Source organism: Microbispora bryophytorum, assembly GCF_006874465.1.
Lineage (GTDB): Bacteria > Actinomycetota > Actinomycetes > Streptosporangiales > Streptosporangiaceae > Microbispora > Microbispora bryophytorum.
On the sequence record NZ_VIRL01000039.1, the window covers coordinates 1 to 16,783 of the forward strand.

A 16,783-nucleotide genomic window follows, 5' to 3' on the forward strand; every position below is an offset into this window, starting at 1 on the left:
TGAAGGTCTACGAGGCCATCGTCAAGGGCGAGAACATCCCCGAGGCGGGCATTCCCGAGTCCTTCAAGGTCCTCATCAAGGAGATGCAGTCGCTCTGTCTCAACGTCGAGGTCCTCTCCAGCGACGGCACGTCGATCGAGATGAGGGACACCGACGAGGACGTCTTCCGCGCGGCGGAGGAGCTCGGCATCGACCTGTCCCGGCGTCCCCACGAGGGCGCGATGACCGTCGACGACATCTGAGGAACGGCAGGCCCGGTCAGCGGGCGGCGCCGGGGACGCGAAGCCGGTCGACGGCCTCGCGGCGGCGCCGCTCCGGCCGCCGGTCGTAGCGGGCGGTGGTGGCGGGGGAGGCGTGGCCCACCAGGGCCTGGGTGGTGGCGAGGTCGACCCCGGCGTCGAGCAGCTCGCCGATGAACGTGCGCCGGAAGTCGTGCGGCGTACGGGGGGACGCCCCGGCGGCGGCCAGGCGCCGGGAGACGATGTCGGCGATGGCCTGGCCGGTCATGTGGGCCAGCCGCAGCCGCCCGCCCTTGTTGACGGGGCAGAACAGGGGGCCCGTCGCCCGGCCGCGTACGGCGAGCCAGAGGCCGAGGCGTTCGACGGCTTCCGCGGTCAGGTAGACCAGCCGTTCCTTGTCGCCCTTGCCGCGCACCCGCAGGGAGCGCGCATGGGGGTCGAAGTCGGCCAGGGTGAGCCCGGCGATCTCGGCGCGGCGGCAGCCGGTGGAGTAGAGCGCGGCCAGCATCGCGCCGTCGCGGCGGCCGGCGGGGGAGGGGTCGTCGTCGCACACCTCGAGCGTGGCGGCCAGCGCCTCGGCCTCGACGTGCCGTCCCGCCGGGACGCGGGTGTGCTTGTAGGCGGGCAGGTCGGCGGCCCGCTGGTAGTCCTCGCCGCTCATCAGGCCGAGCCGCCACGCCTCCTTCAGCACGCGCCGCAGCGCGACCAGGTGCTTGTTGACATGGGAGGGCGACCAGCCCTGCTCGCGCATCAGCGTCCGCAGCCGGATGGTGTGCTCGTAGCGGAGCAGTTCCCAGGGCTGGCCGGCGCCGGTCGCCTCCGGGTCGCCGGTGATGAGGCGGGCGATGCGGTCGAGGCAGCCCCTCATCGTGCGCTTGGACTCGGGACTCTGCAGCGCGTCGAGATACACCCGGTAGGGGTCGCGCTCTGGCCGTGCGGGGGTGTTCCGCTCGGGGACGGCGGGGGTGTCCATCGCCTCGATCCTACTATGAATCTACATTGTAAAGGCGCGCGATCGTTACAAGATCATTTACGCCTAACGGCCAAACCCTCGACGACAATGAGGGAATCATGCGAATCGGGATTCTCGGGCCGCTGCGGGTGACCGGCACTCCTATCAGGGGTGCGCGCCTGCGTGTGCTGCTGATCCGGCTCGCTCTGGAGCCCGGAAAGGTGGTCACCGCCGAGACGCTCGCCGACGACCTGTGGGAGGAGCCACCGGCGAACCCGGCGGCGGCGCTGCACTCCCTGGTGTCGCGCCTCCGTCGTGAGCTGCAGAAGGGCCTGCAAGAGGAATCGCAGGAGGAATTACGGGGTGCCGTGGTGTCGCATCCGGCCGGTTACCTGCTCGACGTCCCGCCGGAGGCGGTGGACGCGGCGGAGTTCGAGCACCTGCTGCGCGCGGGCCGGGCCGAGCGTGATCCCCGGCGTGCCGCCGCGGTCCTGCGGTCCGCCCTGTCACTCTGGCGCGGTGCGGCGCTCGCCGACGCGGCGGACCTGCCGTTCGCGCGGGTGGCGGCGGCGCGCCTGGAAGAGTTGCGCCTTTCCGCGCTGGAGGCCCGGGTGACGGCCGACCTCGCCGTGGCGGGCGCGGCCGCGCCCGGAGCGCTGGTGGCGGAGCTGGAGGAGCTCGTCGCCGCGCACCCACTGCGTGAGCCGTTCCACGCTCTGTTGATGCGTGCGCTGTGCGCGGCGGGACGGCGCGGAGACGCACTGAAGACGTTCGAACGCGTCAGGCGGCGGCTGGCGGACGAGCTGGGTGTCGATCCCGGGCCGGAACTGCGCGCGGCACACCTTGAGGCGCTGCGCGACCCGCCCGCGACGCCGGCCGCACCGACGCGGGCCGTACGGGGGAACGTGCCGGCGCCGGTGACGAGCCTGGTCGGGCGGCGGGAGGACGTGGCACGGGTGCGTGGCCTGCTGTCGGCCGCACGGCTGGTCACGCTGACCGGACCGGGCGGCGCGGGCAAGACCAGGCTGGCGGTGGAGGTCGCGGGCGGGCTCACCGTCGCTTCGGGGGTGTGGCTGGTCGAGCTGGCCTCTGCCGGGGATCCGGCGGACGTGGCCGCCGCCGTGCACGCGACCATACCCCCGGCCGCGCCCGAGCCGGACGGGGACGTCGCGAGGCGGCCCGCCGGGTCGCCGCTCGACGCGCTGGTGGAGGCGCTGGCGGGCCGGGAGCTCGTGCTCGTGCTGGACAACTGCGAGCACGTGGTGGACGGCGTGGCGGCGGTGGCGGAGCGGCTGCTGGCGGGGGTGCCGGGGCTGCGGGTCCTGGCGACCAGCCGGGAGCCGCTGGACGTTCCCGGGGAGTATCTCCATCCGGTGCGACCGCTGGCGCTGCCCGGCGTTGGGGTGGACGCGGCGCGGGCGCTGGAGTTCCCGGCGGTGGCGTTGTTCGCGGCGCGGGCGTCGGCGGCGCGTCCGGGGTTCGCGGTGGACGAGTCCGTGGTGGCCGATGTGGTCGCGGTCTGCCGGGAGCTGGACGGCCTGCCGCTCGCGATCGAGCTGGCGGCGGCCCGGCTTCGGTCGTTCACGGTGCGGCAGCTCGCGGAGGCGGTGGGGGAACGGCTGACGCTGCGCGGTGGCCGTACGGCGGGGCCGCGGCATCGGACGCTGCGGGCGGTGATCGACTGGAGCTGGGATCTGCTGTCACCGGGGGAGCGGGTGGCGTTGCGCCGGTTGTCGGTGTTCGCGGGCGGGGCGACGGCGGAGGCGGCGCTGCGGGTGTGCGGGGCCGACCTGGAGACGGTGGCCGCTCTGGTGGACAAGTCGCTGGTCGTCGTGGCCGAGCCGGACGGGCCCGGGGGCCGGGCCTCGCGGGTGCGTTACCGCTTGCTGGAGACCGTCCGGGCGTACGCGGCCGAGCGGCTTGAGGAGGCGGGCGAGGCGCGGGCCGTGCGGGACCGGCATCTGGGCCTGTTCCTGATGACGGCGGAGGAGTCCGAGCCCGGGTTGCGTACGGCCGATCAGCTTGGCCTGCTGGCGATGCTGGACGCCGAGCGGGGGAACCTCGACGCGGCGCTCGGCCATGCCGTACGGACCGGGCGGGAGCGGCAGGCGCTGCGGCTGTTCATGGCCAGGTTGTGGGCGTGGACGGTGCGGGGACGGGGCGACGAGGCGGCCAGGTGGGCGCGGGCGATCAGGGCGGCGCGGGGTGATGCCCCGCCGCCCGGGCTGGAGCTGCCGCACACGTTGTGTGCGCTGCTGGCGTCCGACGGGCCGAGCGCGTCGCCGGAGGCGCTGCGCGTGGTCGAGGAGTCGGGCCATCCCGTGGCGTTGTGGGCCTGGATCGTGGGGGTCAGGCCCGCGGGCGCGGGCGTGGACCACTGGCGCAGGGCGCTCGCGGCGATGCGGGCGTTCGGCGATCACGAGGACCCGTGGGCGCGGGCGACGGCGCTGCTGATGGGCGGGATCGGCGAGTTCGAGTACGGCAGGGCGGGGGCGAGGGCGGCCGAGGGGTGGCTGCGGGAGGCGCTGGCGGGCTATCGCGCGCTGGGGGAGCGGTGGGGGCTGTCCCTGGCGCTGTACTGGTTGTCGCTGGCGGCGGAGAACCGGGGGGAGGCGGCGGAGGCGCTGACGCTGCTGGAGGAGGCGGCGGAGCTGGCGGGGCTGCTCGGGGGGATGGAGGCGGTTCCCGTCCCGTTGATGCTGCGGGTGAGGCTGGCCCAGTTGCGCGCCCGTACGGGTGATTTGGCGGGGGCGGATCGGGAGCTCGCGCGGGCCGGTGAGGTGGCCGGCCGTACAGGGGATCGGGTGGCGGCGGCGCGGGTGCGGCAGGCCGCCGGGGAGGTGGCGCGGCGGCGGGGGGAGCTCGGCGAGGCGGAGAGTCTGCTGGTGGGGGCGTTGGATCTGGTCGGCGGGCAGGCGGGTGTGCCTGCGCAGTTCCTGGCCACGGTGCATGTCGAGCTGGCGCGGGTGCGGGCGGGGCGCGGTGACCGCGAGGGGGCGTGGCGGTCGTTGCGCTCGGCGCTGGAGTCGTCGGGGCGCGCGGGTGACGAGACGGTGCGGGCGACGGTGCTGGAGGCGGTGGCCGAGTGGTGCGCCGTCGGCGGGGACCTGTCGCGTGCCGCGCTGCTCGCGGGTGCGGCGCGGACGCTGCGCGGGCTGGACGGCGTACCCGACGGCGTTCCCGGGGACGTGCCTGGGTCGTGCCCCGGGGTGTGCGCCGGGGTGTGCTCTGACGGGGGGACCCCGCGTCCGCAGCCGCGGCTGAGGTTCGTCAGGACAGTTGCGCGCGCACCCATCGAGGGTCGGGATTGACGTGCGGTTCGCCCGCCACGACCACGGTGGGCACCGTCTCGTCGCCGCCGGTGGCGGCCCGCACCGCCGCGGCGCCGTCCGGGTCGCTCCAGATGTCGACCCAGTGCATCCGGTAGGCGTGCCGGCCGAGCCGGGTGCGGAGCCGCATGCAGTAGCGGCAGCCGGGGCGCCAGTAGACGATGGGCCGGCCGTCGGCCGCGCTGCGGCGCAGCGCCTCCGCCGCGCTGACGGACCTCGGGAACATCAGCGGGGACAGCAGGACGGCGCCGACCAGGAAGATCAGGAGCAGTGTGACGGCGGCGACCGGGGACCCCTGGGCGATCTGCCGCGCCGCCGAGGCGAGCCCGACGACCAGGAAGAGGATCGGCAGCATCCATCGGCGCAGCATGGCGATCACGCTAACGCATCCGCCCGGGGTGTCGGCGGCCGAGGGGGGCCGGTTGATCGACGAGCTGCCGGAGGGCCGTGCCGGCACTGTCCTGCTCGTGCTCGCGCTGACTGTCGCCCGAGCACGACCGGCGCAGCCCGTCCAGCACGAGGGTGATGACACCGTCGGCCTCGGCCCGCCAACCGGGGCGGTCATGGGCGGCGCCGATGCCGTGCAGTGCCATCATGACGGCACCGGCATCCACGTCGTCGCGGACGGCGCCGTCCTTCACGGCGGCGGCCACCAGGTCGGTGACAGCCTGCTCCAGCGCCCGGCTGCCCTCGGCGAGGGCACCTGAGCCGGCGGCCATGAGCGTGGCCAGCGTCCGGGCGAGGCCCTGGTGGGCGTCTATGTGGTCGACCATGCCGCGGAGGAAGGTCGCCAAAGCCTCCGCCGCGGGCAGCGTGGCCTGTAGCCGGCGTGCGCGGTCGCACAGCGCGGCGACTTCCCCGTGGTAGACCGCCTCGGCCAGTGCCTCCCGGGTGGGGAAGTGGCGGTACAGCGTGCCGGTGCCCACCCCGGCCAGGCGTGCGAAGTCGTCGAAGCGCAGGTCGAAGAAATCACCGGCGTCGAAGACCTCTCGTGCCGTGGCGATCAGGGCATCGCGGTTGCGTCGGGCGTCGGCCCGCAGCGGCTTGTCGGCGGTCATGGGCTACCTCGCGTTGACAAGTGGAGATGACCTCCATATTTTGGGAAGTGGAGATGACCTCCAAATCGATCGTACCCCACGAGGTGCAACGTGAAGATCCTGATGTTCGGCCGGGGCGTGATCGCCACCGTCTACGGCTGGGCCCTGCACCAGGCGGGACATGACGTCGAGTTCTACGTCCGGCCGGGCCGCGCGGCGACGTACGGAGACGCGGTGGACCTCGACCTGTTCGATATGCGGCGCCGGGTGTGGGGGCAGCGTGTAGTCGAGAAGTGGCCGGTGCGCTACCGCGAGGCGCTGGAGCCGGACCACGACTTCGACCTGATCGTGCTCAGCGTGCCGCACCATCGGCTCGCGGAGGCGACGGCCTTCCTGTCCCCGCGTGTCGGCCAGGCCACGGTGCTGGTCTTCGGCAACCTCTGGACCGAGCCGTCGGCCGCGATCGGCGCACTCCCCGTCGACCGGATCGCCTGGGGCTTTCCCCAGGCCGGTGGCGGTTTCGGCGCGGACGGCGTGCTCCGTGGGGGGCTGCTGCCGTCGGTCGTCTTCGGCATCCTCGGCCAGCCCCCGACCGAACGGGAGCGGGCCGTGCGCCAGGCGTTTCGCGAGGCCGGGCTCCGGCTCAAGGAGCAGCCTGACTTCCGCGGCTGGCTGTGGGTCCATTTCGTGTCGGACGCCGGCCTGTTCTCGCAGGGCCTGCGGCTGGGTTCCCTGTCCAAGCTGGCCGGGTCGACGAGTGACTTCCGCGAGGCGCTGCTGACGGGCCGCGAGCTGCTGCCGCTCCTCAAGGCGCGGGGCGTCGACCTGCGACGTCACCGGGGCGGTGTGCTGCTGTTCCGTGCGCCCACCTGGTTGACGGCTCCCGCGCTCGCCTGGCTGACCGCTCATGTCGCGCCGATGCGCGCGAATTTCGCCGCGCACTCCGACCCCGACGCCGAGGAGCCGCGTGAGGTCTGCCGGGACACCCTGGCCGAAGCACGCCGGTTGGGCGTCGCGGTACCGCGACTGGAAGCGGCGGAACCGAGCTTCGCCCGCGAGGTGACAGGCTGAGTGAGCGGGCCCGACGGAGTCGCTGGAGCGCTTCGCGGTCGCAGCCGGCGTCGCGGGCCGTGCCGCCGGGTGAGGTGCTGTTCAAAGAGTCGGTAGGCCCGGGGTCGGGTCCGCGCGTGCCTGCGTGACTATGCCTTCGCGTCCGGGGAACCTGCCTTGGCGGAGATCCGCACAGCGGCGCGGAGGGGACGGAGGCACGGCGATGGCGACCACCGCGGGCGAGGCCCGGGCCGGTGCGGCGCCGGTCAGTCTGCGGCTGCCGGGGATCGTGCTCGGGGTGGGACTCGGCGGGTTCGTCGACGGCATCCTGCTGCACCAGCTCCTGCAGTGGCATCACATGCTGAGCAGCACCAACAGCGATCGCATCGGGGTGCGGTATTACAACCCCCGCACGGTCTCCGGGCTGGAGATGAACACGGTGTGGGACGGCATCTTCCACGCGGTGTGCTGGCTCGCGGTGCTCATCGGCCTCGCGATCCTGTACTCCAGGGTCACCCGAGAGCGGCGGCGGGTGTGGACCTCGCGGGTGCTGTGGGGGTGGATCCTGGCCGGCTGGGGGATCTTCAATCTCGTCGAAGGCGTCCTGGATCATCACATCCTGGCCATCCATCACGTCCATGGCGGTCCCTACCAGTTCTGGTGGGACATTGGTTTCCTCGTCCTGGGCGCGCTGCTGCTCGCCGGGGGCTACCTGCTCGCGCGCAGCGGCCGGTCCCTCGACCCCGCCGAGACCCCGCGCGGACGGGCCCGGCGTGATGGGTCATGACGTGATGGGTCATGACGTGATGGGTCACGGCACGCACGTGGCGGGGTTGCCGGGCGCGCTGCCGCCGGTGCTCGCCCTGCTCGTCTACCTGCACCTGGTCCGGCGGGCGCGCCGCCGCAACCCGGTCGTGGGCTGGAGCCGGTGGCGCACGGCGAGCTTCGCCACCGGGGTCGCGCTGTCGGCGGTGGCGCTCCTGCCGCCCGTCGCGCCGTTCGCGCACGCCGACTTCCGCGGCCACATGGTTCAGCACCTGCTGATCGGCATGTACGCCCCGATCGCGCTGGTGCTGGGCGCCCCGGTCACTCTGCTGCTGCGGACCCTGCCCGCCCGCGGCGCGCGACGGCTGTCCGCGGTCGTGCACAGCCGTGCCGGCCGGCTGCCGACGGATCCGGCGACCGCCCTGCTGCTGTCGACCGGCAGCCTCGGCGTGCTCTACTTCACCCCGCTCTACAACGCCGTCACGGCCCTGCCCGCCGGGCACTGGCTGCTGCATGCGCACTTCCTGCTGTCGGGCTGCCTGTTCGCGCACGTCATTGCCGGTCCCGATCCCGCGCCCGCCCGGCCCGGGGTACGGGCCCGCCTGGTCTACCTCGGCTGCGCCATCTTCGTGCACGCGGTCGTCGCACAGCTGATGTACGGCGGCTTCTGGGTGAATGTGCACGCGCCCATTCCCGAGATCCGGGGCGGCGCGGAGATCATGTACTACGGCGGCGACATCGCCGAACTCCTCCTGGCGGCCGCCCTCGTCTCCACCTGGCGTCCGGAGCGCCGTTCCCGGCCCGTCGCCGGGCGGGTCAGGGGGGCCGTACCAGCCTGAAACGCGACCGGCCCGCCGCCGCGCGACGCGGGGCAGGCCGGTGGGTGCGGGCCGGCGAGTGCCGGCCGGTGCAGGGGGGCGCGACGGAGTCAGGCGCGGCTCGCCACTCGCGTGAGGAGCGGCTGGACCAGACGGGCAGCCAGGGGGCCGAAGGCGGCCAGGATCAGGACGTACGTCGCCGCCAGCGCGCCCAGGTCTGGATGGGCGCCGGCGGCCACCGCCAGCCCGGCGATGACGATGTTGAACTCGCCGCGGGGGATGAGCGCGATGCCCGCGCGGACCCGTCCTGCACGGGCGATGCCGGCCCGTCGAGCGGCGTAGATGCCGGTCAGCAGTTTGGTGATCATCGTCACCAGGGCCAGGCCCGCGGCCAGGCCGGCGGAGGGCAGGATCTTGGTGGGGTCGGTCTGCAGGCCGAAGAACACGAAGAAGACCGCGGCGAACAGGTCGCGCAGCGGCGCGAGCAGCACCTGGGCGTCTTCGGCCAGCTCGCCCGACAGCGCGATGCCGACGAGGAACGCTCCGACCGCGGCCGACACCTGCAGCTGCTGGGCCAGGCCGGCCACCAGCAGCGCCAGCCCGACCACCTTGAGCACGAGCACCTCGGAGTTGGGGCTCGCGACGAACGCCTCGATGTAGCGGCCGAAGCGCAGCGCGACCAGCAGGACCACGCTCACGGCCACCAGTGCGACGGCCACGGCGACCGCCCCGGCGACCAGGCTCAGGCCCGCCAGCATGGCGGTCAGGACCGGCAGGTAGACCGCCATCGTGAGGTCCTCGAACACCAGCAGCGACAGCACCACCGGAGTCTCCCGGTTGCCGATCCAGCCCAGATCGGACAGGACCTTCGCGGTGATGCCGGAGGAGGTGGCGTAGGTGACGCCGGCCATGGCGACGGCGGCGACCGGCCCCCACCCGAGGAGCAGCGCCAAGATCGCGCCGGGGGCGGCGTTGAGCACGAGGTCGACCAGGCCGGCGCGGGCGTTGCCCTTGAGGCTGGTCACCAGCTCGTCGGCGTTGTATTCCAGGCCGAGGGTGAGCAGCAGCAGGATGACGCCTAATTCGGCGCCGGTGGCGGTGAACTCCTCGCTGGTGGCCAGGGGGAGGATGCCGCCGGTGCCGAAGGCCAGGCCCGCGAGGAGGTAGAGAGGGATAGGGGAGATGCCGACGCGCAGCGCCAGCGCTCCGAGGATGCCGAGTCCGAGGACGACGGCGCCGAATTCCAGGAAAAGTATCGCCGTATTGTGCACGCGCTGCCCTCAGCCGCTGGCGAGGATGTCGGCGACGGTGGCGGTGCTGTCCTCGCTGCCCACCACGACCACGATGTCGTCCCCGGTGAGGACGAAGTCGGGGGCGGGGCTGGCGAAGACGTGCCCGGCACGGACGACGGCCACGATGGAGGCTCCGGTGCGCGTGCGCACCTGCGCCTCGCCCATGGGACGGCCGGTGTAGGGGGAACCGGGCGCGATCGGAAGCTGGACGCTGACCAGCCCCTCGACCTCGCGGTGCAGGGCGTTGAGCCGCTGGACGATGCGGGGGGCGCCGAGCAGCTCGACGAGCGCGTCCGCCTCCTCGTCGTTGAGTTTCACCGTCTCACAGGCCCTGTCGGGATCGTCGGGATCATAGATCACCAGGTCGCGCCGCCCGGTGCGGTGGGAGACCACCCCGATGCGCCGTCCCGAGCGCGTGGTGAACTCGTGCCGCAGCCCGATTCCCGGCAACACCGTCTGCTCGACATCCACGGCGTCGCTCCTCCGATCTGATAAGTCAACACTTATTCAGGAACCTACCAATAATGGACGGCGGTCTCATTTCGGTCATCCGTACGGGTCATTGCCGGTGTGGCAAGCTGACGACGTGGACGACGACCTCGAACACGCGCTCGTGTCGGTCGGGCCCCGGCTGCGCGCGCTGCGCCGGCAGCGCGAGACGACCCTGGCCGACCTGTCGGCGGCGACCGGCATCTCGGTGAGCACGCTGTCGCGGCTGGAGTCGGGCGCGCGGCGGCCGACCCTCGAACTGCTGCTGCCCCTGGCAAAGGCCCACGGTGTCACCCTGGACGAGCTCGTCGACGCCCCGCCGACGGGAGATCCGCGCATCCACCTGCGGCCGGTCGTCCGCCACGGCATGACGATGTTGCCGCTGACCCGCCGGGCCGGGGGCATCCAGGCCTACAAGCTGGTGATCGCGGCGGGCAGCGTCAGGAGAACGCCGGAGCCGAAGACGCACGAGGGTTACGAGTGGCTCTACGTGCTCAACGGGCGGCTGAGGATGGTGCTCGGCGAGCAGGATCTGGTGCTGTCACCGGGTGAGGCGGCCGAGTTCGACACCCGGCTGCCGCACTGGTTCGGCGCCGCCGACGAGCAGGCGGTCGAGTTCCTCAGCCTGTTCGGCAGCCAGGGCGAGCGCGCCCACCTGCGTGCCCGCCCCCGGACCGGGCACAGACGCTCCGGCTCCCGAACGGACCCGATCACCTGAACAAGCCCGGTCTCCTGAAACAGGCCCGGTCAGTCTCCGCAATGCGCCGCGGCGACTCGCTTCGGCACCACCATGCGCCAGGCGTCGGTCACGATCTCGGCGAGCTCGACGGTGCCGAGCGTGGCCAGACGCACGCGCACCCAGTTGTACCGCTCGTCCGACGGTATGGGCATGAGGAACCTGTCGGGGTCGGAGGCGACCAGCGCGGCGCGTTCCTCCTTGGGGAAGGCGAAACCCATGAGCGTCTCGTCGCGGGACAGCGAGACGTAGACGATCCGCCCGACCCGGAACTTGATCCGGTCACGGATCAGGTGCTCGGTGGTGCGCGGCAACGACATGGCCACCTGCCGCACGTCCTGGGTGGTCACCACGGTCGCCTCCTGACAGGTGCGTGCGGACGGTGCGGCCCACTTTAGAGGGGTCGCAACCGGTCGGGAACCCGGGTGGTGGCCGCCGCCGGCACGGTCAGCCGCGTTCCGTCACCGCGCCTGCCCGGGTGGGCGGGACCGGCGTGACGGCGGCCCGCGTCTGGGCGCGCTGCCGGGCCACGGCCAGCAGCAGGGTGCCGACGGAGACGACGACGATGCCCGCGCCGAAGATCTGGAAGGTCTGCACCGCGCCCAGTTGACGGACGGAGAACCCGGCGGCGACCGCGGGCAGCGAGATCGCGGCGTAGGCGACGATGTAGAAGGCGGCCATGACCTGGGCGCGCCGGTCCGGCGGCGCTGCGGCGCCGACGGTGCGCAGCGATCCGAACATGCCGAACCCGACGCCGATGCCGATCACCACGCTCGCCACGACGAACAGGGCCGCGCCGTCGGCGGACAGCGACCAGGCCGTCAACGCGATGCCGCCGGTGAGCGCGATCGTCCCCCAGGCGATCTGGACGGCCGGGGCCATCTTCCGCGTGACCAGCGGCGGCACCGCGGAGGTGCCGCCCAGGGCCAGGATGGCCAGACCGGCCGCGAGCTGGCTCGTGGAGTGAAGCAGAGCGGGGGCGAGCGTCCCGACGAGCCCCAGGTAGATGCCGATGATCGACCAGGTGCAGGTGATCCCGAGGGCGGCGAGCGTGAAGGGGGCGATGATCTGCCGGGGAACGCCCGGCGCGGCCATCCGGAACCCGGTGCGGGACGTGCCGGTCACGGTCTCGGGCACGCCCAGCATGCCGAGCAGCAGTACGACGATCAGCGCGGTGAGCACGATGAACGGGGTCACCAGCGGTCCCGGCGCGTACTGCACGAGCACGGCACCGAGCAGGCCGCCGACGCCGACGCCCAGGGCGCTGGCGACGACGTTGTAGAGACTGGCCTTGGCCGGGTTGCCGCCCTGGTACAACTCGAGCAGGGCCGCGCCGGAGGCGCTGATGGCGATGCCGGTGGCCAGGCCCTGTACGGCGCGGGCGGCGAACAGCCAGCCGGCGCCGGACGCGGACATGAAGACCACCATCGAGACGAGGAGGCCGACGAGGCCGGCCACGATGACCGGTCGGCGGCCCCAGGTGTCGGAGACGCGGCCGAAGGCAAGCAGTGAGACGAGCACCCCGAAGCAGTAGGTGGCGTAGATCAGGGTGACGGTGGAGGTCTGCAGGTGCCATTGGGCCGCGTAGAGCCTGTACAGCGGAGACGGCAGGGCCGAGGCGGCGAGGCAGACTCCGATGACCCCCGCGGTCAGCGCGAACGCCGGCCCGGGTCCCGGCCGCCTCGCGGGCGGAGCAGCGGAAGCGTCGTTGTTCACGCTCATCAGCGTCGCCCGGCGCCCGACGGCTGACGAGTGGCAGGACTGCCTGTCTTCATCAAAATCCTGCCGCTACCTTGAGGACATGAAAGCCGTCACCGGCGTCGTGGCCCTCGCCGTCACCGCGGACATGCCGTTGTTCGAACTGTCCATCGCCTGCGAGATCTTCGGCACCGACCGCAGCGACCTCGCCGACCCCTGGTACGAACTGCGGCTTTGCGCGGCCGACCCGGGAGGGACGCGGACACAGAACGGGTTCGTCCTGCACACCCCGCATGACCTGGAGGCGCTCGCCGCGGCCGACACCGTGGTGGTCCCGGCGGTGTCCGCCGACGCGGTGCTGTCCGGCGAGCCCGCCGCCCCGCGGCTGCTCGACGCGCTGCGGGCGGCGCACGCGAACGGGGCGCGGATCGTCTCGCTGTGCACCGGGGCCTTCGTCCTCGCCGAGGCCGGACTGCTCGACGGGCGGCGAGCCACCACGCACTGGGTGTACACCGACATCCTCAGCGCGCGCCATCCTGAGGTGCGGGTCGATCCCGCGGTCCTCTACGTGGACGAGGGCGACGTTCTCACCAGCGCCGGCCGCAGCGCGGGGATCGACCTGTGCCTGCACCTGATCCGGGCCGATCTCGGCGCCGAGATCGCCAACCAGGTAGCACGCCGGATGGTTGTGCCCGCGCACCGGCCCGGCGGGCAGGCGCAGTACATCGAGACCCCGGTTCCCCGCGCCGGAGACGACGGGCTGGCCCCGGTCCTGCAGTGGGCCGTCGAGCACCTGGACCAGCAGCTCACCGTCGCGCAGATGGCCTGCTTGGCCGGGGTGAGCCCGCGCACCCTGGTCCGGCGGTTCCACGACGCCACCGGCACCACACCGCTGCGCTGGCTGCACGCGCAGCGCCTCGCACGGGCCCGGCACCTACTGGAGTCGACGGATTTGCCGATCGAGCGGATCAGCCAGTTGTGCGGCATGGGCACCGCGGGCAATCTGCGTCACCATTTCACCAGGTCGGTCGGCGTGACCCCGATGGAGTATCGGCGGACATTCCACGGCCAGTCCACGCCCGCCCTGTCGTCCGTTCCGTGAGCCTGGTTCTCGATGGAGCGTCTCGCCCTGTGACCGGCTGTCACGTGCTCAGCTCCGCGACGCCCTCCGGCTGTCCCTGTTCGGCAGTCCTCCGGCGGCGGCGATCGAGCCGCACGTACAGCAGCGCGGCCCCCGTCACCACCAACGGCCACAGGAGATAGACGCCGGACATGAGCAGCAGCGCGACCACCGCGACCAGCGCCGCGATCGCCGTGGCCCGGCCCAGGCTGCGACGGGGCAGCAGCTTGATCGCGGCGGCCACCCCGATCGCGTACACCGCGACGAACGAGCCGGTGGTGAGCAGCACCAGCGGCCGGGAGCCCACCCCCGTCGCGACCACGATGGCCAGCGCGGCGAACGACATGGCCGAGTTGACGGCCAGGCTGCGGCGCGGCACTTCGCCCGCCACACTGCCCTCGGCCAGCCTGCCGGGCAGGGCCCCGTCCCGGCCGAGGGCGGCACCGAGCTTGGCGGCGCCGGCGTAGTAGGCGTTCATCGCGCCGAGCGTCAGCAGCACCGCCGCGGCGGCGGCCGGCCACCGGGCGTTGCCGCCCAGCCCGATGGCCATCAGTTCGCCCAGCGGCGCGTTGGTCCGGGCCGCGTCGCTGCCGAGGACCGCGACGGTGGCGAAGGCCACCAGCAGATAGAGCACGCCCACGATGGTGACCGCGGCGGCGGTCGCCCTCGGCAGATCGCGCTGAGGGCGGCGGAACTCGCCGGCGAGATGGGTGATCGCCTCCCATCCCGCGAAACTCCACACCAGGAGCGCGGCCGCCGAGCCGATCGCGGTCCAGCCGTGCGGCGCGAACGGCTCCAGGTTGCCCATGTCGGCGTGGGGCAGCGACAGCCCGACCGACACCAGCAGCAGCAGGATCAGCAACCCCGCCAGCGCGAACTGCAGTTTGCCGCTGACCTGCAGGCCGACGGCGTTGGCCGCGGTGACCACGACCATCAGGCCCGCCGCGGTCACCGTGGTGGTCGTCGTCCCGCCGCCGAGCGCGGCCGAGACGTACGCGCCGCCGAAAAGCGCCGCGGCGGCGGCCCCCGGTGGCACCGCGAAGTAGAAACACCAGCCGACCACCGCGGCGGCGTGTTCGCCGAACGCCAGCCTGGCGTAGGTGGACACGCCTCCCGCGTCGGGGTGTCGCGCGCCGAGCGCGGCGAAGGTCCCGGCCAGCGGCGCCGACAGCAGGACGAGGGCCAGCCAGGCCAGCAGCGAGGCCGGCCCGGCGGCCTCGGCCGCCAGCGCGGGCAGCGCGATGACGCCGGTGCCCAGCACCGCTCCCACGTACATCGCCGTGCCGTGGCCGAAGGTCATCCGGCCCCTGTGCGTCATGTCACTCATGGAGATCAGCATCCGGGCACGTGTCGAAGGACAACCAGTGGCAGAAACGCCATTCTGCGCTAAATTTCAGCCATGAGCCGACACGTCATCGGCCTCGCCGTCACCGACGGCACGCCGGTGTTCGAGCTGGCGGTGCCATGCGAGGTCTTCGGCACCGACCGCAGCGACCTCGTCGATCCGTGGTACGAGCTGCGCTTGTGCGCCGCCGAACCCGGGCCGCTGCGCACCACCGCGGGGTTGAGGGTCGACACGCCGTACGGGCTGGACGACCTGCTCCAGGCCGACACCGTCGTGGTGGCCGCCGTCGCCCGCGCCGTGCAGCTCGATCCCCCGCAGGGCCTGGTCGAGGCGCTGCGCATCGCGCACGAGCGGGGCAAACGCATCATGTCGATCTGCTCGGGAGCCTACGTGCTGGCCGCCGCGGGGCTGCTCAACGGCCGGCGCGCCACCACCCACTGGCTGAACGGCGGCGACTTCGCCCATCGCTTCCCCGAGATCGACTTCGACCCCGTGCCGCTCTACATCGACGAAGGCGACATCATCACTTCCGCCGGCACCGGCTCGGTCATCGACGCCTGCCTGCACATGGTCCGCCGGGATCACGGCGCGGCGATCGCCAACGAGGTCGCCCGGCGCATGGTGGTGCCGCCGCACCGGGAGGGCGGTCAGGCGCAGTACACCCAGGTCGTCACGGCCCCGGGCAGGAACGACTCGCTGACGCCCGTGCTGGATTGGGCCCGTGACCATCTGGGGGAGCCGTTGACGGTTCCCCGGCTCGCCCAGGTGGCGCACCTGAGCGAACGCACCTTCGCCCGCCGGTTCCGCGACACCCTGGGGATCACTCCGCTGCAGTGGCTGCTGCAACAGCGGGTGCGGCTGGCGCAGGAGCTCCTGGAGACCACCGACGAGTCCGTCGAGGACATCGCGCGCCGATCCGGCTTCGGCGCCGCCGCGACTCTCCGCTATCACTTCGGCCGCGTCACCAGCGTCTCCCCTCAGACCTACCGCCACGTCTTCCGCGACCGCTACGAAAGTGCGCCCGCCCGCCGGTCACCGGTCGTCGGCGGTCTGGTTCGGGGTCGTCCGCCCGGTGCGGATGAGATGCAGCCCGTCGATCGCGTTCCGTTCGAGGAGTGGCAGCCGGAGGACGAAGCGCGCTCCGTGGGGGGAGTCTTCGATGCGCAGGGTGCCGTGGTGGGCGTGGGCGATGTCGCGGGAGATGGCCAGTCCCAGTCCGGTGCCGCCGGTGTCGCGGCGTCGTCCCTCGTCCAGGCGGGTGAACCGTTCGAAGATGCGTTCGCGGTCGGCGGGTGCGATGCCGTCGCCGTCGTCGGTGACCGTGACGACGGCCTGGCCGTCGGTGGATTCGACGAGGACCGTGACTGCGGTCGCCGCGTGCCGCCTGGCGTTGGTCAGGAGGTTGTCCACCAGCCGGATCAGTTGGATCCGTGAGCCGTGCACCCACACGTCTGCGGTCGTGTCGATCTTCACTGGTGTACTGCCGGGGGGTGTGTCTGTCTCCTTGGTGATCAGTGTGGTGAGGTTGATCGGTTCGTGTGGTGCCGGCTGGCCTCCGCGGAGCCGGGTCATGGTCAGCACGTCCTGGACGATCGCCTCCAGGCGGCCGGTGACCGTCAGGGCTTTGCGGATGGTGTCGCGGGGATCGACGTGGTCGGGGTGGAGCAGTGCTTCCTCCAGTTGGACGCGTAGTCCGGCGATGGGTGTCCGGAGTTCGTGGGAGGTGACGGAGGCGAGGTGGCGTTGCTGTTCGGCCGGGCGTAGCGCCCGGTCGATGACGGTCCACATGAGGCGGCCGCCGGTCAGGACGATCAGGAGGGTGGCTCCGGTGATGAGGTATTCGAGGCGGTGTGTCGCGAGGAGGGGCGGCTCGGTTGTTCCGGCGTAGACGACGGGTGCGTCGGGGGCCGGTG

At 72.7% G+C, this 16,783-nt stretch carries 16 protein-coding genes and 1 pseudogene; 8 read left to right on the plus strand and 9 right to left on the minus strand.

The features are described 5' to 3' along the window. Positions 1–242, plus strand: a 242-nt coding sequence (locus tag FLX07_RS35250; RefSeq protein WP_142576220.1) for a hypothetical protein, incomplete at its 5' end; no start/stop codon positions are given. A 16-nt stretch (positions 243–258) separates the two neighbouring features. Here the strand turns inward: FLX07_RS35250 and FLX07_RS35255 are convergent. Further along, positions 259–1,212, minus strand: coding sequence for a tyrosine-type recombinase/integrase (locus FLX07_RS35255; RefSeq protein ID WP_142576222.1), 954 nt, complete (start codon positions 1,210–1,212; stop codon positions 259–261). 98 nt (positions 1,213–1,310) lie between these two features. Here FLX07_RS35255 and FLX07_RS35260 point away from each other — a divergent pair, with 98 nt between their 5' ends. Further along, positions 1,311–4,502, plus strand: a complete 3,192-nt coding sequence (locus FLX07_RS35260) for an AfsR/SARP family transcriptional regulator (protein ID WP_142576225.1) — start codon at positions 1,311–1,313, stop codon at positions 4,500–4,502. On the opposite strand, the gene FLX07_RS35265 is transcribed toward FLX07_RS35260, so the two are convergent. Together FLX07_RS35265 and FLX07_RS35270 are read right to left on the minus strand one after the other, a co-directional pair. Continuing rightward, the gene (locus FLX07_RS35265) at positions 4,462–4,890 is read right to left on the minus strand and encodes a glutaredoxin domain-containing protein (protein WP_142576227.1); all 429 of its coding nucleotides are present in this window, start codon (positions 4,888–4,890) and stop codon (positions 4,462–4,464) included. The two genes, FLX07_RS35260 and FLX07_RS35265, sit on opposite strands and share 41 nt — an antisense overlap. Before the next feature lie 10 nt (positions 4,891–4,900). Then, complete coding sequence (locus FLX07_RS35270; protein ID WP_208762566.1) at positions 4,901–5,578, minus strand: TetR/AcrR family transcriptional regulator; 678 nt, start codon at positions 5,576–5,578, stop codon at positions 4,901–4,903. Positions 5,579–5,668: 90 nt separating this feature from the next. On the opposite strand from FLX07_RS35270, the gene FLX07_RS35275 reads away from it, so the two are divergent. The 3 genes from FLX07_RS35275 (at position 5,669) to FLX07_RS35285 (ending at position 8,211) form a co-directional block, all read left to right on the plus strand. Then, on the plus strand, positions 5,669–6,628 hold the full coding sequence (locus FLX07_RS35275; protein ID WP_142576228.1) for a ketopantoate reductase family protein: 960 nt from the start codon (positions 5,669–5,671) through the stop codon (positions 6,626–6,628). A 202-nt stretch (positions 6,629–6,830) separates the two neighbouring features. Next, positions 6,831–7,394, plus strand: a complete 564-nt coding sequence (locus tag FLX07_RS35280) for a DUF2243 domain-containing protein (protein ID WP_142576230.1) — start codon at positions 6,831–6,833, stop codon at positions 7,392–7,394. Positions 7,395–7,398: 4 nt separating this feature from the next. Beyond that, the gene (locus tag FLX07_RS35285) at positions 7,399–8,211 is read left to right on the plus strand and encodes a cytochrome c oxidase assembly protein (protein WP_142576232.1); all 813 of its coding nucleotides are present in this window, start codon (positions 7,399–7,401) and stop codon (positions 8,209–8,211) included. Between the two features lie 89 nt (positions 8,212–8,300). Here FLX07_RS35285 and FLX07_RS35290 read toward each other — a convergent pair whose 3' ends face one another. Both FLX07_RS35290 and FLX07_RS35295 read right to left on the minus strand, forming a co-directional pair. Then, positions 8,301–9,461: a cation:proton antiporter gene (locus FLX07_RS35290; RefSeq protein ID WP_142576234.1), complete on the minus strand. Its 1,161-nt coding sequence runs from the start codon at positions 9,459–9,461 to the stop codon at positions 8,301–8,303. A 9-nt stretch (positions 9,462–9,470) separates the two neighbouring features. Further along, on the minus strand, positions 9,471–9,953 hold the full coding sequence (locus FLX07_RS35295; RefSeq protein ID WP_142576236.1) for a cation:proton antiporter regulatory subunit: 483 nt from the start codon (positions 9,951–9,953) through the stop codon (positions 9,471–9,473). A gap of 115 nt (positions 9,954–10,068) precedes the next feature. On the opposite strand from FLX07_RS35295, the gene FLX07_RS35300 reads away from it, so the two are divergent. Further along, positions 10,069–10,689, plus strand: a complete 621-nt coding sequence (locus FLX07_RS35300; protein ID WP_142576238.1) for a helix-turn-helix domain-containing protein — start codon at positions 10,069–10,071, stop codon at positions 10,687–10,689. 29 nt (positions 10,690–10,718) lie between these two features. On the opposite strand, the gene FLX07_RS35305 is transcribed toward FLX07_RS35300, so the two are convergent. Together FLX07_RS35305 and FLX07_RS35310 are read right to left on the minus strand one after the other, a co-directional pair. Then, entirely contained in the window at positions 10,719–11,060 is a 342-nt protein-coding gene (locus FLX07_RS35305) for an MmcQ/YjbR family DNA-binding protein (protein ID WP_142576240.1), read from the minus strand. A 94-nt stretch (positions 11,061–11,154) separates the two neighbouring features. Beyond that, a complete protein-coding gene (locus FLX07_RS35310) occupies positions 11,155–12,423 on the minus strand; it encodes an MFS transporter (protein WP_167748513.1) in 1,269 nt (422 codons plus the stop codon). Between the two features lie 85 nt (positions 12,424–12,508). Here FLX07_RS35310 and FLX07_RS35315 point away from each other — a divergent pair, with 85 nt between their 5' ends. Further along, the gene (locus FLX07_RS35315) at positions 12,509–13,507 is read left to right on the plus strand and encodes a helix-turn-helix domain-containing protein (protein ID WP_142576244.1); all 999 of its coding nucleotides are present in this window, start codon (positions 12,509–12,511) and stop codon (positions 13,505–13,507) included. A gap of 40 nt (positions 13,508–13,547) precedes the next feature. Here the strand turns inward: FLX07_RS35315 and FLX07_RS35320 are convergent, their stop codons facing one another. Continuing rightward, positions 13,548–14,852, minus strand: a complete 1,305-nt coding sequence (locus tag FLX07_RS35320; protein ID WP_142576246.1) for an APC family permease — start codon at positions 14,850–14,852, stop codon at positions 13,548–13,550. 72 nt (positions 14,853–14,924) lie between these two features. Here FLX07_RS35320 and FLX07_RS35325 point away from each other — a divergent pair. Then, positions 14,925–15,872, plus strand: a pseudogene (locus FLX07_RS35325) (helix-turn-helix domain-containing protein); the annotation flags it as partial. Between the two features lie 30 nt (positions 15,873–15,902). On the opposite strand, the gene FLX07_RS38965 reads toward FLX07_RS35325, so the two are convergent. Beyond that, entirely contained in the window at positions 15,903–16,658 is a 756-nt protein-coding gene (locus tag FLX07_RS38965) for a sensor histidine kinase (RefSeq protein ID WP_223854442.1), read from the minus strand. Between the last annotated feature and the right edge of the window lie 125 nt (positions 16,659–16,783).